The 19,152-nt window shown below is 28.7% G+C and carries 19 protein-coding genes and 1 pseudogene; 17 read left to right on the forward strand and 3 right to left on the reverse strand.

Annotation, left to right across the window (positions count from 1 at the left end; all coding sequences use genetic code 11):
* Positions 1-22 precede the first annotated feature (22 nt).
* The 11 genes and pseudogenes from ACSYT2_RS01205 (at position 23) to ACSYT2_RS01255 (ending at position 10,572) form a co-directional block, all read left to right on the forward strand.
* Positions 23-442, forward strand: a complete 420-nt coding sequence (locus ACSYT2_RS01205) for a flavodoxin (RefSeq protein ID WP_438382879.1) — start codon at positions 23-25, stop codon at positions 440-442.
* A gap of 3 nt (positions 443-445) precedes the next feature.
* A complete protein-coding gene (locus ACSYT2_RS01210; protein ID WP_430858142.1) occupies positions 446-1,090 on the forward strand; it encodes a DUF3793 family protein in 645 nt (214 codons plus the stop codon).
* A 156-nt stretch (positions 1,091-1,246) separates the two neighbouring features.
* Complete coding sequence (locus tag ACSYT2_RS01215) at positions 1,247-2,986, forward strand: ABC transporter ATP-binding protein/permease (RefSeq protein WP_438382880.1); 1,740 nt, start codon at positions 1,247-1,249, stop codon at positions 2,984-2,986.
* On the forward strand, positions 2,986-4,656 hold the full coding sequence (gene cydC, locus ACSYT2_RS01220) for a thiol reductant ABC exporter subunit CydC (RefSeq protein WP_438382881.1): 1,671 nt from the start codon (positions 2,986-2,988) through the stop codon (positions 4,654-4,656). Before ACSYT2_RS01215 ends, cydC begins: the two co-directional genes overlap by 1 nt.
* Positions 4,657-4,708: 52 nt before the next feature.
* Positions 4,709-5,053 (forward strand): annotated as a pseudogene (locus ACSYT2_RS01225) (YbaN family protein); the annotation flags it as partial.
* Between the two features lie 18 nt (positions 5,054-5,071).
* Positions 5,072-5,377, forward strand: coding sequence for a nitrous oxide-stimulated promoter family protein (locus tag ACSYT2_RS01230; RefSeq protein ID WP_430858217.1), 306 nt, complete (start codon positions 5,072-5,074; stop codon positions 5,375-5,377).
* A 288-nt stretch (positions 5,378-5,665) separates the two neighbouring features.
* Positions 5,666-6,643 carry a sensor histidine kinase gene (locus ACSYT2_RS01235; RefSeq protein ID WP_430858145.1) on the forward strand — a complete coding sequence of 326 codons (978 nt, stop codon included), beginning with the start codon at positions 5,666-5,668 and terminating at the stop codon, positions 6,641-6,643.
* Positions 6,633-7,268, forward strand: a complete 636-nt coding sequence (locus tag ACSYT2_RS01240) for a response regulator transcription factor (protein WP_430858146.1) — start codon at positions 6,633-6,635, stop codon at positions 7,266-7,268. The genes ACSYT2_RS01235 and ACSYT2_RS01240 overlap by 11 nt, the downstream gene beginning before the upstream one ends.
* A gap of 94 nt (positions 7,269-7,362) precedes the next feature.
* Positions 7,363-8,298, forward strand: a complete 936-nt coding sequence (locus ACSYT2_RS01245; RefSeq protein WP_438382884.1) for an ABC transporter ATP-binding protein — start codon at positions 7,363-7,365, stop codon at positions 8,296-8,298.
* A gap of 10 nt (positions 8,299-8,308) precedes the next feature.
* A complete protein-coding gene (locus ACSYT2_RS01250) occupies positions 8,309-9,427 on the forward strand; it encodes an ABC transporter permease (protein WP_438382886.1) in 1,119 nt (372 codons plus the stop codon).
* Positions 9,424-10,572 carry an ABC transporter permease gene (locus ACSYT2_RS01255; RefSeq protein ID WP_438382887.1) on the forward strand — a complete coding sequence of 383 codons (1,149 nt, stop codon included), beginning with the start codon at positions 9,424-9,426 and terminating at the stop codon, positions 10,570-10,572. Before ACSYT2_RS01250 ends, ACSYT2_RS01255 begins: the two co-directional genes overlap by 4 nt.
* Positions 10,573-10,698: 126 nt before the next feature.
* Here ACSYT2_RS01255 and ACSYT2_RS01260 read toward each other — a convergent pair whose 3' ends face one another.
* Positions 10,699-11,661 carry a LacI family DNA-binding transcriptional regulator gene (locus ACSYT2_RS01260; protein ID WP_438382889.1) on the reverse strand — a complete coding sequence of 321 codons (963 nt, stop codon included), beginning with the start codon at positions 11,659-11,661 and terminating at the stop codon, positions 10,699-10,701.
* Between the two features lie 121 nt (positions 11,662-11,782).
* Here ACSYT2_RS01260 and ACSYT2_RS01265 point away from each other — a divergent pair, with 121 nt between their 5' ends.
* From ACSYT2_RS01265 to cplR, 3 genes are all read left to right on the forward strand, one after another.
* Entirely contained in the window at positions 11,783-12,676 is an 894-nt protein-coding gene (locus tag ACSYT2_RS01265) for a DUF7916 family protein (protein WP_438382892.1), read from the forward strand.
* A 72-nt stretch (positions 12,677-12,748) separates the two neighbouring features.
* Positions 12,749-13,402 carry an FMN-dependent NADH-azoreductase gene (locus ACSYT2_RS01270; protein ID WP_438382893.1) on the forward strand — a complete coding sequence of 218 codons (654 nt, stop codon included), beginning with the start codon at positions 12,749-12,751 and terminating at the stop codon, positions 13,400-13,402.
* Positions 13,403-13,829: 427 nt separating this feature from the next.
* Positions 13,830-15,488, forward strand: coding sequence for an ABC-F type ribosomal protection protein CplR (cplR, locus tag ACSYT2_RS01275; protein WP_438382895.1), 1,659 nt, complete (start codon positions 13,830-13,832; stop codon positions 15,486-15,488).
* 111 nt (positions 15,489-15,599) lie between these two features.
* On the opposite strand, the gene ACSYT2_RS01280 is transcribed toward cplR, so the two are convergent.
* Positions 15,600-15,839: a hypothetical protein gene (locus tag ACSYT2_RS01280; RefSeq protein WP_438382896.1), complete on the reverse strand. Its 240-nt coding sequence runs from the start codon at positions 15,837-15,839 to the stop codon at positions 15,600-15,602.
* A gap of 280 nt (positions 15,840-16,119) precedes the next feature.
* Between ACSYT2_RS01280 and ACSYT2_RS01285 the strand changes: the two genes are divergently transcribed.
* On the forward strand, positions 16,120-16,488 hold the full coding sequence (locus ACSYT2_RS01285; protein ID WP_438382897.1) for a hypothetical protein: 369 nt from the start codon (positions 16,120-16,122) through the stop codon (positions 16,486-16,488).
* Positions 16,489-16,704: 216 nt separating this feature from the next.
* Here ACSYT2_RS01285 and ACSYT2_RS01290 read toward each other — a convergent pair whose 3' ends face one another.
* On the reverse strand, positions 16,705-17,262 hold the full coding sequence (locus ACSYT2_RS01290) for a hypothetical protein (RefSeq protein WP_438382899.1): 558 nt from the start codon (positions 17,260-17,262) through the stop codon (positions 16,705-16,707).
* A gap of 431 nt (positions 17,263-17,693) precedes the next feature.
* On the opposite strand from ACSYT2_RS01290, the gene ACSYT2_RS01295 reads away from it, so the two are divergent.
* Positions 17,694-18,404, forward strand: a complete 711-nt coding sequence (locus ACSYT2_RS01295) for a hypothetical protein (RefSeq protein WP_438382901.1) — start codon at positions 17,694-17,696, stop codon at positions 18,402-18,404.
* 171 nt (positions 18,405-18,575) lie between these two features.
* Positions 18,576-19,100, forward strand: a complete 525-nt coding sequence (locus ACSYT2_RS01300) for a dihydrofolate reductase family protein (RefSeq protein ID WP_438382903.1) — start codon at positions 18,576-18,578, stop codon at positions 19,098-19,100.
* Positions 19,101-19,152: the final 52 nt, after the last annotated feature.

A 19,152-nucleotide genomic window follows, 5' to 3' on the forward strand; every position in this document is an offset into this window, starting at 1 on the left:
ATTAAATCTAGGAGGGGTCAATTTGAAAATAGTTTATTGGTCAGGAACAGGTAATACAGAAAAGATGGCAAATTTAATTGCAAGTGGTATAGAATCAGAAGGAAAGAGTTCTGAAGTTATAACTGTAAATGAAGCATCAGATAAAATTTTTAATGAGACTGATGTTGTAATCTTAGGATGTCCTGCTATGGGTGATGAAGTATTAGAAGAGGGTGAATTTGAACCTTTCATAGAAGAAATTAAAAACAAAGTATCAGGAAAGAAAATAGCACTTTTTGGTTCCTATGGATGGGGGGACGGAGAGTGGATGAGAACATGGGAAGAAAGAATGATATCCTATGGTGCAGACATTCTACTAGAACCATTAATAGTTCAATATGAACCAGAAGGTAGTACAGAAGAAGAATGTATAGCTTTTGGAAAGAAGTTAGGAAAGGTATAGGCTATGTGTACAAAAGTTAACGAATTCTATAGTAAGCTAAGAAATATGGATGATAAAGAATATGTAGAAAATTTTTTGATATACAATTCAGCAACAGTTTTGGCAGGACATAAAACTGCATCTACAGTTACATTAAAGAAAACTGGAGATGATAATTATAGCAAATGGATTAGATATGGAAGATCATTTATAGAAGAAATAGGTTTAGACTATATAGAATTAAGAGAAACTAAAGAATCAATTATAATACTAATTTATAATGATGATGTACTAAAGGACTATATATTTGAAGAGGAACATCATAAATTTTTAATTAATCTAGGCTATTCAAAAGAAAAGAATTTAGAGTTAGCTTTAGAGAAATTAAAGGAAAGATATGATTTATATAAGTGTCCTCATGAACTCGGGTTATTCTTAGGAATACCGTTTAATGATGTTAGAGATTTTATGGAATGCACAGAAAAACAATGTTTACTTTGCGGTTATTGGAAAGTATACAATGACTGCAATACAGCTATTAAAATATTTAATAAATATGATTTAATAAAAGAGCATACTGTAAATTATATACTAAAAGAGTTGAATTCGCGTGATCTCGCTTCTAGTATAAAACAAGTTTTCTATTCTCCCAAGAAAGTGCTTTCATAAAATTAATATAATAAAAAGTCAGGTGAAATATCATCTGGCTTTTTTATTAGATTTAAATATAGATAATACAAATTTGCAGTTGACAATGATTTTCAGTTAAGATATTATAGGGTAGTAATTGAAAAAAATTATCAGTGAATGGAGTGGTAAAATACTATGATGATTAACAAAAGATTAATCAACTATTGTGAAGAATCAAAGAAGTATATTCTTTTGACAGTTCTAGCAAACTGGATATCTCTTCTGTGTAATATAGGAATAATAATTATGGTAGGAGAATTTATAGGTAAGGTTTTTACAGGAGGAGAAGTTGGTTCTTTAAGTAAGAGATTAGTAATACTAGGAATTATATTAATAATTAGATTTATAGCTAATTTATCTTATGGACATTTTTCTAATAGAGCCTCTGAACAGGTAAAATTAAAACTTAGAGATGGAATATATAGTAAGCTTGTAAGGATAGGACTTAATTATAATAAATTTGTATCAACAGGTTCAGCAGTGCAGCTTTCAGTTGAAGGTGTTGAGCAGTTAGAAGTTTATTTTGGAAAGTATTTATCTCAATTAATTTATGCATTACTTGCACCTATAACACTATTTATTTTATTCTCATTTATATCATTAAAGGCTGCAATAGTATTTATAGTATGCGTACCTTTAATACCATTATCAATAATAGCAATTATGAGAATAGCTAAGAAAATTTTAAAGGATTATTGGAAAAGTTATTCTAATTTAGGAGATACATTCTTAGAAAATCTTCAAGGATTAACTACCTTAAAGGTATTTAATATTGATGAAGAAAGACATGTAAAAATGAATGAAGAAGCAGAAAGCTTTAGAAAGATTACAATGAAGGTTTTAAGCATGCAGTTAAATTCAATAAATGTTATGGATTTAATAGCATTTGGTGGAGCAGCAATAGGAAGTATAATTACTCTACTAGCATTCAAAAATGGGGATGTAACCCTTGCAGGAACAATAGTTATAATATTACTTTCATCAGAGTTCTTTATACCACTTAGACTTTTAGGTTCTTTCTTCCATATAGCAATGAATGGTATGGCTGCTTGTGATAGAATATTTAAATTATTAGATGCAGAAGAGCTAGATGAAAGAAATGAAGATCATAAGAGAGAACTAAGTGAAAAGATAGATATTGATATAGATAATATTTCATTTAGTTATGATGGTGAAAGAGAAGTATTAAAAGATATTTCAATGAAGATAGAAAAGGATAAGTTTACTGCAATAGTAGGGGAAAGTGGTAGTGGTAAGAGTACAATAGCCTCTCTATTATTAAATACTTATAAAGTTAATGAAGGACAGATTTCCTTAAATGGAGTTAATATAAACAGAATAGCTTTAAAGGATTTATATGATAAGATGGTAATTATCTCAACTAATAGCTTCATATTTAATGGAAGCATTAGAGATAACTTATTAATGGGTAAGAAGAATGCCACTTTAGAAGAAATTAATAGAGCTCTTAATATAGCAAACTTAAAAGAATTTATAGATTCTTTAGATAATGGATTAGACACCTTAGTTGGTGAAGGTGGTTCACTTTTATCAGGTGGTCAAAAACAAAGACTTGCACTTGCTAGAGCAATATTATCTGATAGAGAAATAATGATATTAGATGAAGCTACATCTAACATTGATGTTGAAAGTGAAGAGTTAATTTGGAATTCAATTGATAAGCTTAGAAATGAAAAGACTTTAGTAGTTATTTCTCATAGGCTTGCAAATGTAAAGAATGCGGACAAGATATATCTTTTAGATAAGGGAAATCTTATTGAAGAAGGTAACCATGAAGAGTTAATTAAAAAAGAAAATAAATATTATGACTTAGTTAAAATGCAAGAAGAACTTGAAGGAAAGGGAGTGATGTAATGGAAAGAAGATCTGGATTTAAAATAATGAAAAGACTTATTCTTGAGCTTAAACCTCTATTACCTGTTATGTTCATTACTGTTACATTTGGAGTTCTTGGATTTTTAGCAGCAATAAGTATCACTTCTTTTGGAGCTGTTGCAATAGGAGATTTTATAGGATCATCACTAGGAGTAGCTATGAAGACAGCAATATTACTTATGATATTATTTGCAGTTATTAGAGGGCCCCTTAGATATGTTGAACAATTATCTGGTCACTATATTGCATTTAAGATATTAGTAATACTTAGGGATAAAATATTCACAGCCTTAAGAAAGCTTGCACCAGCAAAGCTTGAAAAGATGGGGAAGGGTAATTTAGTTTCCTTAGTTACAGCTGATATTGAATTACTTGAAGTTTTTTATGCACATACTATAGCACCTATTTCAATAGCTATTATTACAAATACAATTATTACAATAGTACTATTTGTGATAAATCCTGTTCTTGGAATTATGGGGGGAGTTTACTTCTTTATAGTTGGTTTTTGTATACCATACTTTACATCAATTTATGGTAAGAAGGCTGGAGAGGAATATAGAAAAACCTTTGGTGAAACAAATACTTATCTTCTAGATTCTTTAAGAGGATTAAAGGAAGTACTTATATATAAGGCTGATGGTGAGAGAAGAGATGAGATAAATAGAAACTCTAAAGAGCTAAACCTTAAGCAAAAGAAAATTAAAACTCATGAAGGTATGATAAGAGCCTTTTCTGATTCAGTTATAATGATTGCAATACTTTCATTTGTATTTGTAGGCGGAGACTTCGTAATTAAGGGTACATTAGCAATGGATAGATATATCCTAGCAATATTTATATTAGCTTCCTCCTTTGGACCAGTAGTTGCATTAAGTAATCTTTCAAACAACTTACTTCAAACATTTGCAGCAGCTGATAGATTATTTAATCTTTTAGATGAAGAGCCAGAGGTAAATGATGTTTTAGGAAATGAAGAGTTACAAAATGTTGATGTTGAATATAATAATGTTAACTTTGGATATAAAGGAAGAGAAGAAATATTAAAAGATATTAACCTTAAAATTAAGAAGGGGGATAAGGTAGCAATAATAGGTGAAAGTGGAAGTGGTAAAAGTACACTAGTTAAGCTACTTATGAGATTCTTCTATGTAAACAATGGGGAAATTACAATAGGGAAAAAGAATGTTAAGGATATTTCAACTTATGGACTTAGAAAAGCTGAAGTATTAATGAGCCAAGAGACTTATCTTTTTAATGAAACAATCGAAGAAAATATTAAGTTAGCTAAAATGGATGCTACTAGAGAAGAAGTAATTGAGGCAGCTAAGAAAGCATCAATACATGAATTTATTGAAACTTTACCTAATGGATATGAAACTAAAGCAGGAGAGCTTGGAGGTAATTTCTCATCAGGTGAAAAGCAAAGAATTGGACTAGCTAGAGCATTTTTGAGAGATGGGGATATTATGATATTAGATGAGCCTACAAGTAACTTAGATACTTTAAATGAAGGAGCAATTCTAAAATCTATAAGAGAAAACTGTGGAGATAAAACTATAATTTTAATAACTCATAGAAATTCTACAACCTCAATTTGTTCTAGAACTTTAAAGCTAGAAAATAAGAGATTAGAAGAAATTAGTTAAGGAGGCTAGGGAGTGAAGTCTATGGAATGTAGGCTTTAGCCAGAATAAAATTATGAATAAAATTAAAAAGGGAATTTTTATAATTGTTGGATGTATATCACTTGTTTTTGGGATTATTGGGATAATACTGCCAGTACTACCTACAACACCATTTTTATTACTAACATCAGTATGTTTTGTTAAGGGATCAGAACGTTTTGATAATTGGTTTAAGGGGACAAAGATCTATAAGAAGCATTTAGAAAGCTTTGTGAAAAATAGATCCATGACTTTAAAGCAAAAAATAACTATATTATTATTTGCAGATTTTATGTTAGCATTTCCATTATTTATAATAGATAGCTGGCATGTTAAGATTTTAATAATAGTTGTTGCTATAAGTAAGTACTATTATTTCTTCTTTAGGATTGAGACAATAAAGGAACCTGGTAAAAGAATTAATAAGGAAAAAGAAGTGGTAGAGCTTATGATTAATCTTTATTGTGATAAAAAACATAAGTGCAACTCAGAGAGATGTGAAGAGTGCAATGAACTTTTAGAGTATGCACATAAAAGATTGAGTTATTGCAAGTTTGGAGATGAAAAGTCTTCTTGTAGTAAGTGTCCTATTCATTGCTATAAGAAGGATATGAAAGAAAGAATTAAAGAGGTTATGAAATTTTCGGGACCAAGATTAATGATTTATAAACCTTTTGAATTTGTTAGACATATGGTTAAATAATTTTAATTATAAAAGGCAGTGGGTTATTCCGCTGTCTTTTTGTGATTTTAATGAAAGAAATAGATATATGTAAAATTATGTTGTAAATAACTCATTATGGTATAATATTCTTGGATTTTAAGAATATAAGGGGGGCTTATTATATTTAAAGATTTTAACATAGTAATTAAGTTCTTATTAATAGCATATGTAGGAATAGTCTCAATAACAAAAGGATATAATCCATGGATTATTGTTTGTACTATATTAATCATATTTTCCTTATCAATTCTTGTTTATGTAGTGCCTATGAAAATCAGGGGGATTATTTTATTAGTAACATTTATGATTTCTATGGGACTTGGACTTATATATTCAAAGGAAGCTATAATACTAGCAGCATACACAATAGGAGAATACTTAATTATTCTAAAGGGGATAGGCTATCCTTCATTAGGCCTAATACCTGCAACAGCATTTCTTATATATAAAGCAAATAACTTTTTAGAGCTATTACTTATAAGTACATTATCTTTATTATTGCTACTTTATATAACTAAACAAAATCATAGAATAATATTTTTAGAAAATCAGTGGGATAAGAATAGAGAAACAGTTAATAGTCTTAACTCAAGGATAATATCAATAGAGAAATATAAGGATCAAGAAGTTCAAACTTTAAAGTTACAGGAAAGAAATGATCTATCGGGGAAAATGCATGATAAGGTTGGGCATATTTTAGCTGGATCTCTTTTGCAACTTGAAGCTCTTGGAATAGTAATTAAAAATGATGGTAATAAAAAGGCTATAGAGATGATAGGTAATATTTCAAAACTTTTAAGAAGTGGTATGGAAGATATAAGGGTTACTCTTAGGGAAATTAAGCCACCCTCTGAAGAACTTGGGGTTAATAAAATTAGATTACTATTAGAAGATAAGATTAAAGGTACTGATATTAGATATTTCTTAACTTCTGAAGGGAACTTAGATGTTATAGGAGCAAATCAATGGTTTCTTATTACGGAGGGGATTAGAGAATTATCTACAAATTCAATTAAGTATTCTAAGGGTAAGAAAATAAGGATGAATATAGAAGTATTAAATAAAATTATAAAAGTAGAGGTAAAGGATGATGGGATAGGTAGTTCTAGAATTAAGAAGGGAATGGGACTACAGAATTTAGAAGAAAGATTAATTAAAACTAGAGGGAATCTTATATTAGATGGAAGTAGAGGCTTTACTGCTATTATGATTTTACCAGTTGAAGGAGATAAGTATGGATATTAGAGTTGGAGTAGTTGATGATGATGCTTTAATTAGAGAAAGTTTAAAGATAATTATTAATTCTGATGAGGAAATTATAGTTGAAGAAATATTTTCAAATGGACAAGAGCTACTTAAATACTTAGAGGGTAATACTTTAGATATTGTTTTAGTAGATATAAGGATGCCTGTACTTAATGGGGTAGATACTCTAATAGAGGCTAATAGAAGAGGATATAAAACAAAGTTTATTATATTAACAACCTTTGATGAAGATGAGTACATAGAGAAATCCTTGAAAAATGGAGCTTGTGGATATATTCTTAAAAATAACACACCAGATAAAATTATAGATACAATAAAGATGGTATACAGAGGTAACTCTGTAATCCAAGATGATATTTTAAGGAGATTTAAAGACCTTGGAAGTGATAAGCCAAAGGGAAATATTAATAGAAAGCTTTTTACGGAAAGAGAATTAGAAGTTATAGAAGCTGTTGCTAAGGGATTAAGTAATAAGGAAATAGGTAATAATCTTTTTATTTCAGAGGGAACAGTTAAGAACTATATTACTTCAATATTAAATAAGACAAGCCTTAAGCATAGAACCCAAATAGCAGTTTATTATTATACTGGAGAAATTATATGACTTTAGTCAGGGGTAGTTTATGACCTTTTCTACATTTTGTAGGAGGGTCTTTTTTATATACTAATATTATGAAGTAAGAAAGGGGGAATTTTTTATGAAAGTAATAGAAATTGAAGGATTAGTTAAGAAGTACGGGGACTTTTTAGCAGTTGACAATATATCATTAGATATTGAAGAGGGGGAAATTTACGGATTACTTGGTCCTAATGGAGCAGGTAAAAGTACTACAATTAGTACTATTTGTGGATTAACAAAGCCAACAGATGGGGATGTTAAAATTTTTGGAAAAAGCATAAAGGATAATGATGTATCTTTAAAAAGAAAAATTGGATTAGTTCCACAAAGTATTGCTCTATATAAGGACTTTACTGCAAAGGAAAATCTAAACTTCTTTGGTGAGATTTATGGACTAAGAGGTAAGGAATTAAAGTCCGCAGTAGACAAAGCTTTAGAATTTGTAGGACTTACAGAAGTTAAAAATAAAAGGGCAAAGGAATACTCTGGAGGGATGCTTAGAAGATTAAATATTGCTTGTGCAATAGTTCATAGTCCTAAAATAATTATTATGGATGAGCCTACAGTTGGAATAGATGCACAGTCAAGAAATCATATATTAGAATCTATAAAAAGATTAAATAGAGAAGGAGCTACAATTATATATACATCTCACTACATGGAGGAGATAGAGACTATCTGTAGCAAGATAGCAATAATTGATCATGGAAAAGTTATTGTTGAAGGTGATAAGGATGAGCTTAAAAATATTGTTGATGATAAAAAGACTTTAACCTTAACTTTAAATTCCTATGATGAGGTTAATATTAGTGAGCTAAAAAATGTAAAAGGAGTATTATCAGTATATCAAGATGAAAATTTAATTACTATAAATACATCTAAGGATGGAAATAACCTAGATAAAATTATTAACTATTTCACTCAAAATGAAATAAGTATAAATAATATTGGCTATAGAGAGGTTACTTTAGAAACAGTATTCTTAACTTTAACAGGAAGAAGTTTAAGGGAGTAGGTGAAAAATAATGTTTCCAATTATAAAACAGGGATTAAAAGCTCAACTAAGACAAACAAATTGGGTTTTATTTAATTCTTTATTTACAATATTTTTAATGATTTTATTAGGATCAATGTTATCTGGAGCTATGATAGATACTACTGAAAAGAAGAGTATTAATATTTCCTATTATACTGAGGAAGGTAATAAAGAGATAATAAGTGATATGAAAAAACATTTAGAAGGTGAAGAAATTAATTTAAAAGAAGTAGGTTCTATTGAAGAGGGGAAAGATAGAGTTGAAAAAGATAGAGAAGTATTTTTACTTTTAGAAGAGGAAAGAATTAAGGTTTATTATTCAGATAAGACTATAAAGGATGGAGGAATGGTTCTATCTTTCTTAAAATCATATAGTGATACTTCTTCATCAATTAAGGAAATGTACAAGGTTAATCCTGCAAAAGCAGGGGAATTATTAATGGACGAAAATAGTTTTAATGATGAAGTTGAAATAAGTCTTGTGAAAAAAGAAGATGCTCCAAATTCCTATCAGTATTATGGAGTTGTTGAATTAACAATGATGATATTTTATGCCACATTATTTCCAATAGGTTTAATTGGATTAGATAGAAGTCGTAATCTAAAGGAAAGAATTGCTTTATCTGGTGTTTCTGAATTTAAGTATTTTATTGGAAGAATAATTTCTAGCTTTATTTTAGGTATAATAATTTTCATTCCTGGATGTATATTTTCAGTATTTGTTATGGGATCAAAATGGGGAAGCAATCCATTCTTGACCTGGGCATATATATCAGCCTTTTTGCTTATGATGGTTACCTTAGGGACCGTTGTAGGTTATTTAATTAAGCAAAGGGACAAGGCAACCTTATTTCTACAGGGATTAGTAATACCTCTTTTATCGTTTTTAGGAGGATCTTATATATCACTGCCTCAAGACGCAGGGGGGATTTTTGAAAAGGTCACTAATATATCACCATTAAGATGGATTAATAAGGGTGTATTCCAAGTGGCTTATGAAGGTAAGTATGATTATCTAAATGTTAGTTTAATTATAAATTTAGGTTTTACTCTAGTATTATTAGCAGTTTTATATCTAGGACTTAGAAGGGAGAAGAGGATTTCATGAGGAGAATAGTTACATTAGTAAAAAATAATCTAAGGATACTCATAATTAAAAAGCCAATATATAGTTTATTGATGATTATACTACCTTTAGTAGTTACTCTTTTCATGTTTAAAGTTATGAATACAGGGGGAAAGCCAATTAAAGTAGGGGTTGTTGATAATAGTAGTTCATTTACATCAAGTAGAATTATTGATTCTCTTAAGGATGATGAGGTTCTTGAAATAATAAAAGTTAATAGTGAGAAGGAATTAGATGAGAAGTTTTCTGCAAAAGATATAAATCTTGCTATTATATTTACTAAAGATTTTCAGGATAATGTGCTAAAGGGAAATAAAGAAGGAGTTATAGTAAAGGGATTAGAAGGAGAAGAACTATATTCTTTAATTAGTAGAGGATTAGGCATTGAAGTTTCTAATTTAACTAATTTAGCTAAAGTAAATAATGGAGATTATGAAAGTTATAAAACTTCAGTTGAAAAGAAAGATTTAGGAGCTATTAAGATATCTAAAGAGGATTTAAGGGATGTAAAGGGAGACTATAATGATGCTCAATCATTAATAGGTTTTATTATAATGTTTGCATTTTACAGAGCTATGAGTGGTTCTGGATTAATCAATGAAGATAAAGAACAGTATATTTACACTAGAGTTATGGCATCCACAGTAAAGCCTTGGGAGTATTTTTTGAGCAATATTATTAGTGTTATAATGCTTTTAGTTATATTATTTGGATTAAGTATTATAGGAATAAACTTTGTTTCTGATGTAGATTTAGGAGTAAGTAGTATTCAACTAATGTTAATTCTATCTCTTATTGCTATAGTGGCAGTTTCTATTGGGACTTTCTGTAGCACAGTAACAGAAGATAGAGATTTATCAAATATTGTATCGAATATTATATTAGTTGGTTTTTTAGCTTTAGGGGGATGTTTCCTACCTGTAAGTTATTTTTCAGACACTGTAGATAAGCTATCATATTTTACCCCTACAAGGTGGGCAATGGAGGCAGTTAACAATATTCAGCAAGGGGCAGATCTAAATATTATATTGATGAATTTTGGAGCTATGCTTTTATTTGCATTAGTATTCTTTATAGCTTCAATATATTGTATTGATAGAAGGGATAAGGTTGATAGTGTTAAGTGAGGGAATCCGAGTCGGGTTTCATTTAAAAATGTCTCCAAATTTCGCAAGAGTAATTCTACACATTTAATTTAAAAGCAGGACAGAGGTGTCCTGTTTTTTATATGTTTGGATATATAGAATGGTTTACTAAATAAACCTGTCATTTAAATTATCCCTATCAACAAAAGTCCCTTGAATCACTTTTCTTTCATTATCTCCAGAAATACAAAGTCTAAGGGCTTCAATTCCTAAAAGTTCAAGGTGAAAGTCGATTGTAGATAGATTAAGGACCTTACTAGTTGAAGAATTATCCTGACCTATAATAATTGGAAGTTCTAAACCTTTATTTTTAAAATACCAGTAGATTCCTGATGCAATCTCATCACTATTGGCAAAAATGCATTGAAGTTTAGGTGTAATACTACTGAAGTAAGCACCGGCCCTTGTGCCATCATCAAAAGATCTACAATTAGAAAATATATTTTCTTTACTAAAGTTAGTTAGATTTTTAGAAAAGGTGGAATATGTATTTTCAGCATTTAGACTACTATTAGGTAATCTACTAAAAGTTAAACCTACATGGTGAATATTCTTCTTCTTTAATATCTCTAAAATAGATTTATAGGTGTTACTTTTATCTAAAGTTACAGATGGAACAGAGGAACTACCTGTATCTTCACAGCTTACTATGTGTCCATACTTTAAGTATTTCTCAATAACATCATAGGAATTAGCAGCTGATGTGAGTATTATCCCATCAAATTCCTTTGTAGAGAGTAACTTTAAGTAATTAATTTCTGTATCTTTATCATAATTAGTTGGTAAGAAAGTAACCCTATAATTTCTTTTAAAACTTTCATAAATAATTGAATTAATTAGAGAGCTATAATAAGAATTATAAGTCACATAAGGAATAATAATTCCAAGAGTATAGCTTTTACCAGTACTTAAACTAATAGCTTTATTGTTTGGTACATAATTTAATTCATTAGCTATTTTAAAAATAATATCTCTTGTTTCCTGTGAAATTCGACTATTATTATTTAAAGCTCTAGAAACAGTAGATGGTGAAAATCCAGATTTTTTTGAAATATCATATATAGTACTCAACTTAGCTCACTCCTTTAAAAAATTATAGCAAAAAAAGTTTTTACGAACAATCTTGACGTGCAACCGATTGAACAGGTTATAGTTAAATTACAAGGATAAAAAATTAAGAGGAGAGAATGAAATGAAGAGATTATTGAGTTGTTATGCTAGTGATTATAAGAATATGAAAGCAGAAGAATTAAAAAATGCTATATTGGCAAGTGAAGGAAGGACTATTCTAGGAAAAACAGTAGTAACTGTTGCACCACTTTTAGAGGGGGTTACTAATGCTGAAGTTATGAGTTCCTTTGGAGCAGATATGATACTTTTGAATGAGTTTGATGTATTTGAAAAGAAGATTAATGGGATGAAAGACGAAGAGAATCCAATAAATAAGATTAAGGATCTTGTAGGAAGACCAGTAGGTATTAATTTAGAGCCAGTAGATAGTAGTGCTAATTTAATTGATGAAAAAGTAAGTTTATCTAGTGGAAGACTAGCAACTATAGAAACTTTCCGTGAGGCAGAAAAATTAGGAGTTGATTTTATATGTCTAACAGGAAATCCATCTACAGGTGTATCAAATGAAGCAATAAACAATTCTATAGTTAATGCAAAGAAATATTATTCAGGATTAATTTTTGCAGGCAAAATGCATGGTGCAGGAATGGTAGAAAAATTAGTTGATGAGAAGATGATACTTTCTTTTGTGAGTAATGGTGCAGACGGAATTTTACTTCCAGCAGTTGGGACAGTTCCAGGGATAAATGAAAATTTATTATCAGATATAGTTATGAAGATAAAAGAAAAGGGTGCTTTAGTAATGAGTGCAATTGGTACAAGTCAAGAAAGCGCAGATGAAGGAACTATTAGATTAATTGGTATGAGCAATAAAAGAATAGGAGCTGATATTCATCATATTGGAGATGGTGGATATGGAAGAATGGCAGATCCTGAAAATATAATGGCTTTATCAATAACAGTTAGAGGAAAAAGACATACATATTTTAAAATGGCTCAATCAATAAATAGATAATAAAAAAATCGAATAATTTATTACATAATTCAAATAATAACTATAATTAAAATAATAGTTTGAGGTGGAATTATGAAGAAAAAATTATTGTATATAAGTGTTAACTCAAAGCCAGAAGAGTTATCATCATCAAAAACAGTTGCTAGAGAATTTATAAATAAGTTTTTGGCAAAATACAAGGATTTTGAGGTGGAAGAGGTAGACTTATATAAGGAACATATTCCAAGATTAGAATATAAATATTTTGAGGATAGAAATTGTTTAATTAACGAGGAAGCTGCAAAGAAATTGCCTGAGGAGTCACAGAAAGAAATACAAAGAATCAGAGAATTATGTGATCAATTTATAAGTGCACAGATGTATGTAATAGCAGCACCTATGTGGAGCTTATCCTTTCCAGCACCTTTAAAAGAATATATAGATTGTATAGTACAAGATGGAAAAACTATTTCCTTAGAAGAGGGGAAAAAGCCAAAAGGTCTACTTGATGATGTAGATAGATCATTGGTTTATATACAATCATCAGGTGGGAATATACCTTGGATGTTAGACTTTATTATGGATAAGGGAGAAAACTATATATCAAGTATAATGAAGGTTATAGGAATAAAAAAGGTTAAAGAACTGAAGGTAGATTATACAGGAACAACAAAAGAGCAACGCCAGAATGCTATAGAAAAAGCAGTGGGGGAAATTGACAACATAATAGATTCTCTCTATATATAGCGCGTATAATGTTTAATGAGAAAAGTTTAATGTATATTTTAAGTATTAGTATGATATAATAAAATAAATAAAAGAAAGGCAGAGGTAGTTTCAACAATGAGAATATAATTTACACTTTTATGAATTAAGTACAACAAGGTAAATATTAATTTATCCGATCGCTACCATTGCTAACACTCCTATCTTCTATAAAGTGGGAGCTAAGCACTGTTACGCGCCTGGACTAGTTCTTCTAAGCTCCAGGTGGAGAGGGTATTCCTATTGAGAAAACTCCACCTAAAGCTAAGAATCACTTTGTTAAAAAGAACCTATAAACTAGGGCTTTTGTTGTGCTTGAAATTTAAGAGAGTAAATTATTCTACAGGGACACTATGCCTTTTTGCGGAATAAACATACTCTCTTCTAAGATTTTAGGAGGGATTTTTTTATGGAATTAATTAAATTAGATAAAGTTAAAAAGTATTATGGAGATAGATTAATCTTAGATATAGATAGCTTAGAGATACTAGATAATGAAAGAATTGGAATTATTGGTGAGAACGGAGCAGGTAAGACAACTCTTATTAATATTATTTTAGGTAAGGTAGAGGTTGATGAAGGGCAGGTTTATTTAACTAAAAGCTATTCATATATTAGCCAAAGTGAAGACTTTTGTGGAAGTTCAAAGGATGGAAAATTAAAAAAGATATTAAGAGTTCCAGATGAGTATAATGATTTTTTATCTGGTGGGGAAAAGATAAAACTTAGGATTAATGAAGCTCTAAGTTCTAATAGTAGTATTCTAATTGCTGATGAGCCAACTGCTAATCTAGATTCAGATAGTATTAAAAATATTGAAAAGCTTATAAGTGAATATAAAGGAGCTTTATTATTAGTCTCTCATGATAGGGAGTTTTTAGATAAGCTTTGCAATAACATTTTGGAGATAGATAAGGGGAAGGTTAAATTATATAAGGGGAATTATTCTAAATATATGGAGCTTAAGGCTGAGGAAAAGGAAGTAGAAGGAAGGGAATATGATAAATATATTCTAGAGAAGAAGAGGCTTCAAAAAGCTATAATAGGAAAAGAAAATAATAGAGATTCTATTAGAAAAACTCCAAGGAGAATGGGTAATTCAGAAGCAAGACTTCATAAGATGGGGGACCAAAGATCAAAGAGGAATATTGATGGAAATATAAAGGCTTTAAAGGCTAGAATTGATCACTTAGAAGTTAAGGAAAAACCTTCTGTAAGTAAGGATATTAGGATAAAAGTTAATAAGGGTAGTGAAATGATTTCTAAAACCGTTATTAATGTGAAGAAGTTAAACTTATCAATTGATGATAAGCTTCTTATAAAAGAAGGAGATTTTATAGTTAAAAATGGAAAAAGAGTGGCTATTATTGGGGAGAATGGTTCTGGAAAGACTACTTTAATTAGAAAGATTCTAGAGAATAATAGCGAAAATATAAGTCTTTCAAAGTATATCTCTATTGGTTATTTTGATCAAGAGCAAGATATTTTAGATAAGGATAAATCAATATTAGATAATATGAAGGAAACAAGCTCTTATGAGGAAAGTTTTATTAGAATAAGTCTTGATGGTTTTGGATTTAAAGGAGATACAGTATTTAAGAAGATTTCAGTATTAAGTGGTGGGGAGAAGGTTAAAGCTGCACTATGTAAGGTTCTTTTAAGTGATAATAATACTTTAATTTTAGATGAACCTACTAATTATTTAGATATAAAATCAATTGAAGCCTTGGAGAATGCTCTTAATAATACGGATAAAACAGTAGTGATGATTTCTCATGATAGACATTTTATTTCTAAGGTATGTAATTATATTATTGAAATAAAGGATAGTAAAATAAATACCTTTAGTGGCACTTATGATGAGTATATTAATGCTAAAGAAAATGAGGCTAATAAAAAGGAAGAGAATTTTAGTGAGCGTGAAAGAAGAGAAAGATTATTTCTACTTGAGAATAGGGTTTCGGAGGTTATTTCTAGACTATCTTTTGAGAAAGATTTGTTAGAGAAGGAGAAGTTGAGTAAAGAGTATACAGAACTTTTAAGGGAAACTAGGGAGTTAAGAAAGTAGGAATAATAGTTTAAGAAAAATATTTAAATCTTTGATTTGTATACTTTCCAGACCCTCCAATAGTATAAAAGAATTAGGAAATTTGACTTTGTAAAAATATTTTTAACGAAGTCAAATTAATGAAAATATAGCATAAAAAGAAATAATCAGGCCACTTATACTATAAGATAAAGAAATTTTTTTATTATTTTTCTTAAATTCAAAATAGGAATTTAAGAAATTAAAGAAACCTAGAAGAATAAAGAGACAAAAAGTTGCAAAATCACTATCAATTATTTCAAAATATATAGGTATAAATAATATTAAAGCAAATAAAATTAATGAAGCAAGTTGATTTAATTTATTATTCATAAACACCTCCGAAAGAGTATTAAAAAATATAAAGTAATTACAAATTGTATAAAATAATCTAAAAAGTATATTTTAATAATAAATGGTTAATAACGGTATATTTTAAATTATAACAGCTTCCTTGAGAATATCAATATCTATTGGTACAACAAAAGCAATATTAAAGTTAATAAGACTCTGTAATTTTAGTATAAATCAGTGGGAATATTAAATGTATAGATAAATATTGAATATTAGGATAAAATTTAAAGTAATATTAAATTTAATTCTTGGAGGAAAGATGAATAGGGAAAAGAAATTAAAAGTATTAAAATGTATTACTTATGTAATAGTTTGTTCCTTATTTTTAATAGTTATTTCAATAAGTGTAAGTAGGATTAAAGGGTATTCACTTAATAATGTACTGTTTGGAGAAGGGATTTTAGTATTAATAATAAGCTTAATTTTTGGGGCTGGAGTTGGAGCAACAGGACTATATTTTAATTCTAGGAATAGTAGTAATTCACAATTTACTGTTATAGATAATGAAGGTGTTACAAAGTTTGAAAGGGATATGAAATCTATTAAAAAACCTTTTTCAATAACTATTTTTAAAATATCATTAATTATTGCTAGTATTCTAATATGTAGTTTAAGTTTTTTGATATAGGATACTATATTGTAGTATAAATAAAAAAATATAAGGGGTAGCACTAATAAAGTAGAAGGATACTATTTTGTTATTAAACATAAAGATAGTAAAAGCATTTTGAATATATTTGAAAATGCTTTTATCTTAATTAAGAAGCCAATGATCTATATTCATTGGCTTTTGCTATTTATTAAAATTGGATTTAGGGAAATCAGTAAAGCCAATGAGATATTATTAGTTTATAATCTCTTTCATATAGTCAATACCAACTATATTTCTAGAGGGTAATGGAAGATTAGTAGAATTTGGTTGATATTCAGGAACTAGTCCAAGCACAAAGGTACCAACACTTGATGAATATATTATAAAATACTTATCTGTATAAGAATCATGTTTAATTCTTTCTTCTTTTATATCATTTGGCAATAATGATTTGGCCAATGATATTGCTTTTTCATAAGGAATGTTAGTAGAATTTATTTCACTTGCATATGTATAAGAAGTTAAAATTTCTCCATAAGTCTTATCATCAATATTAGGAATTTGAGATAATGCTGCACTATGGACAAAGCTAGTCTCAGTTTCATAAAAATAATAATCTGATTTATTTATTTCATATTTTAAATTTTCTTTATCTACTAGATTATATCGTTCCTCTATATTTGATGATTTTGTAAAGGGCTCATTTTCAGCTATATTAGAAGTAGTATCTTCATTTGTTAGCTGATTTTGTTGAGAACAACCAGAAAATAATAATGCTAATGTTATAAGTGGAACTGCAATTTTTTTCATAAAAGCCTCCTAGATATAATTACAATATAAAACATATATTACCATAAAAGGCTAGATTATAAAAGGTGATTTTTATCTTTGATTATAAAAATAATATTAAATAAAATTAATTTTATAAAAAAGACTATGAGCCAAGTAAAAAGGCTAATTTTCGGATTATCTACTGGAAATTGGCCTTTTATATTTAAATAGTGAGAATTAATAAACTAAATACTTTATTTTAAGACCAAAAACATTATAAAAATTGTTAGAATCTTTATCTTTACAAAAATTGAATTTAGTAAAATCAAAGGATTAATAGTCCTAATGAATACCTTAGTTATAGTATATATGGGAATATTTAAGCATGAAATAGATAATTACAGAAAAAAGTAATATTATTGTAAAAATATTAAATATATGATAAAATGGCAAAAAAAGGAGGATATTTCATGAGGATTAAAAGTATTTTAAGCAAATTTTTGGTGGGCACATTAGTTATTACTACTGTAATGGGAGGAAGAGTTGCCTCAGCAAAAGAAAAAAAAGAAGAGGTTATTTCACCTAGTAATGTTGTTTATTTTGACGCAAAGGAAGAAGATGAAAGAATTCAGGCTGAAATCATGAGGCAAAGTGAAAAATCAAGGGCTGATGGAGAGGTTTGGACATTGGCTAGTACTGAGACTGTTAAAGAGAATGTATTACTTACTGCAAAGGCAGATGGAATGGTTCCAAAAGATGCTGCTAAAAGGAATACAATAGGTCTATCATTAGGTGCAAATAAAACAATATATGGAATTAAGGTGAATGTTGGATTCACATATTCACATGATTATACAATTAGTGGACCTAAAGGGAGTTCTCCTCTTGCAAATGATAAAAAAAATGGATACCTAACGCATAATGTAGCTGTAGGATATACAAAAGGAAATTTGATTAAATACACTTATAAAGTAACTAATAAGTATAGCGGGGGGTTTTTAAGAACTGAAACTAGTGTTGCAGCTGAGAGAAAAGAATCTAGTTATTATACAATAGGAGTACAATCAGCAAGTAAATTTAAAGCTGAAAATACTGCTGGGAATAAATTTAAGACATATGCAAATTATTCAGACTATGCTGAAAAAGTAGCTGCTTTAAATAGTTCGTATCTTTGGTGGTAGAAGGATAATAATGTATATATATATATTAAAGTCAAGTAATGTATTTTACTTGATTTTTTTATTATAAATTATTTTATATTATAAGTTATAATATTGTTTGTAAAGTAGCAACGAAGAAAATTAAGGTTCTACTAAGAAATAATAAAACATTTTTGGAGGTAATAAAATAGGATGAATAGAAAAATAATACTAAACTTAGCAATGAGTATAGATGGTTACATAGCTTCAGAAGATGGTGGGTATGAGTGGATAGTTGGAGATGGTGATGATAAATTAGATACGGAAAATAAATGGGATTATGATGAATTTTTAAAGGGTATAGATGTGGTAGTTATGGGAAAAAGCTGCTATGATCAAAACTTCCACAATGACTTTAAGGATAAAAAGGTATATGTAGCAACATCACAAGAATTAGAAGACTATGACAATATACATTTTATAAAGGATGATTTATGTAAAGTAATAGAAGAAGAGCGAAAAAAGGAAGGTAAAGATATCTTCTTATTTGGCGGAGGAGTTCTTATAGATAATTTTATTAAAGCAGAGATTATTGATGAATATATAATAGGAATAATTCCTACTATTTTAGGAAAAGGTAGACCTTTATTTTTAGGGGATAACCCTAAGATAGATTTACATTTAGATCAGTATATTACTGATAAGGGTATCGTTATTTTGAGATATTCAAAAAGGTAAAAATAAAGAATTAAGTGAAATAGGGCAATTTATAAATAACGAATATTATTTA

This window comes from Clostridium zhoujianii, from assembly GCF_051590805.1.
Lineage (GTDB): Bacteria > Bacillota > Clostridia > Clostridiales > Clostridiaceae > Clostridium.

Excerpts from the sequence above, each read along its gene's own strand:
- ACSYT2_RS01240 (WP_430858146.1), top strand. The coding sequence starts at position 6,633 with ATGGATATTAGAGTTGGAGTAGTTGATGATGATGCTTTAATTAGAGAA.
- ACSYT2_RS01245 (WP_438382884.1), top strand. The coding sequence starts at position 7,363 with ATGAAAGTAATAGAAATTGAAGGATTAGTTAAGAAGTACGGGGACTTT.
- ACSYT2_RS01235 (WP_430858145.1), top strand. The coding sequence starts at position 5,666 with ATGAAAATCAGGGGGATTATTTTATTAGTAACATTTATGATTTCTATG.
- ACSYT2_RS01295 (WP_438382901.1), top strand. The coding sequence starts at position 17,694 with ATGAGGATTAAAAGTATTTTAAGCAAATTTTTGGTGGGCACATTAGTT.
- ACSYT2_RS01265 (WP_438382892.1), top strand. The coding sequence starts at position 11,783 with ATGAAGAGATTATTGAGTTGTTATGCTAGTGATTATAAGAATATGAAA.
- ACSYT2_RS01255 (WP_438382887.1), top strand. The coding sequence starts at position 9,424 with ATGAGGAGAATAGTTACATTAGTAAAAAATAATCTAAGGATACTCATA.
- ACSYT2_RS01300 (WP_438382903.1), top strand. The coding sequence starts at position 18,576 with ATGAATAGAAAAATAATACTAAACTTAGCAATGAGTATAGATGGTTAC.
- cydC (WP_438382881.1), top strand. The coding sequence starts at position 2,986 with ATGGAAAGAAGATCTGGATTTAAAATAATGAAAAGACTTATTCTTGAG.
- ACSYT2_RS01290 (WP_438382899.1), bottom strand. The coding sequence starts at position 17,262 with ATGAAAAAAATTGCAGTTCCACTTATAACATTAGCATTATTATTTTCT.
- ACSYT2_RS01250 (WP_438382886.1), top strand. The coding sequence starts at position 8,309 with ATGTTTCCAATTATAAAACAGGGATTAAAAGCTCAACTAAGACAAACA.
- ACSYT2_RS01270 (WP_438382893.1), top strand. The coding sequence starts at position 12,749 with ATGAAGAAAAAATTATTGTATATAAGTGTTAACTCAAAGCCAGAAGAG.
- cplR (WP_438382895.1), top strand. The coding sequence starts at position 13,830 with ATGGAATTAATTAAATTAGATAAAGTTAAAAAGTATTATGGAGATAGA.
- ACSYT2_RS01285 (WP_438382897.1), top strand. The coding sequence starts at position 16,120 with ATGAATAGGGAAAAGAAATTAAAAGTATTAAAATGTATTACTTATGTA.
- ACSYT2_RS01280 (WP_438382896.1), bottom strand. The coding sequence starts at position 15,839 with ATGAATAATAAATTAAATCAACTTGCTTCATTAATTTTATTTGCTTTA.
- ACSYT2_RS01210 (WP_430858142.1), top strand. The coding sequence starts at position 446 with ATGTGTACAAAAGTTAACGAATTCTATAGTAAGCTAAGAAATATGGAT.
- ACSYT2_RS01215 (WP_438382880.1), top strand. The coding sequence starts at position 1,247 with ATGATGATTAACAAAAGATTAATCAACTATTGTGAAGAATCAAAGAAG.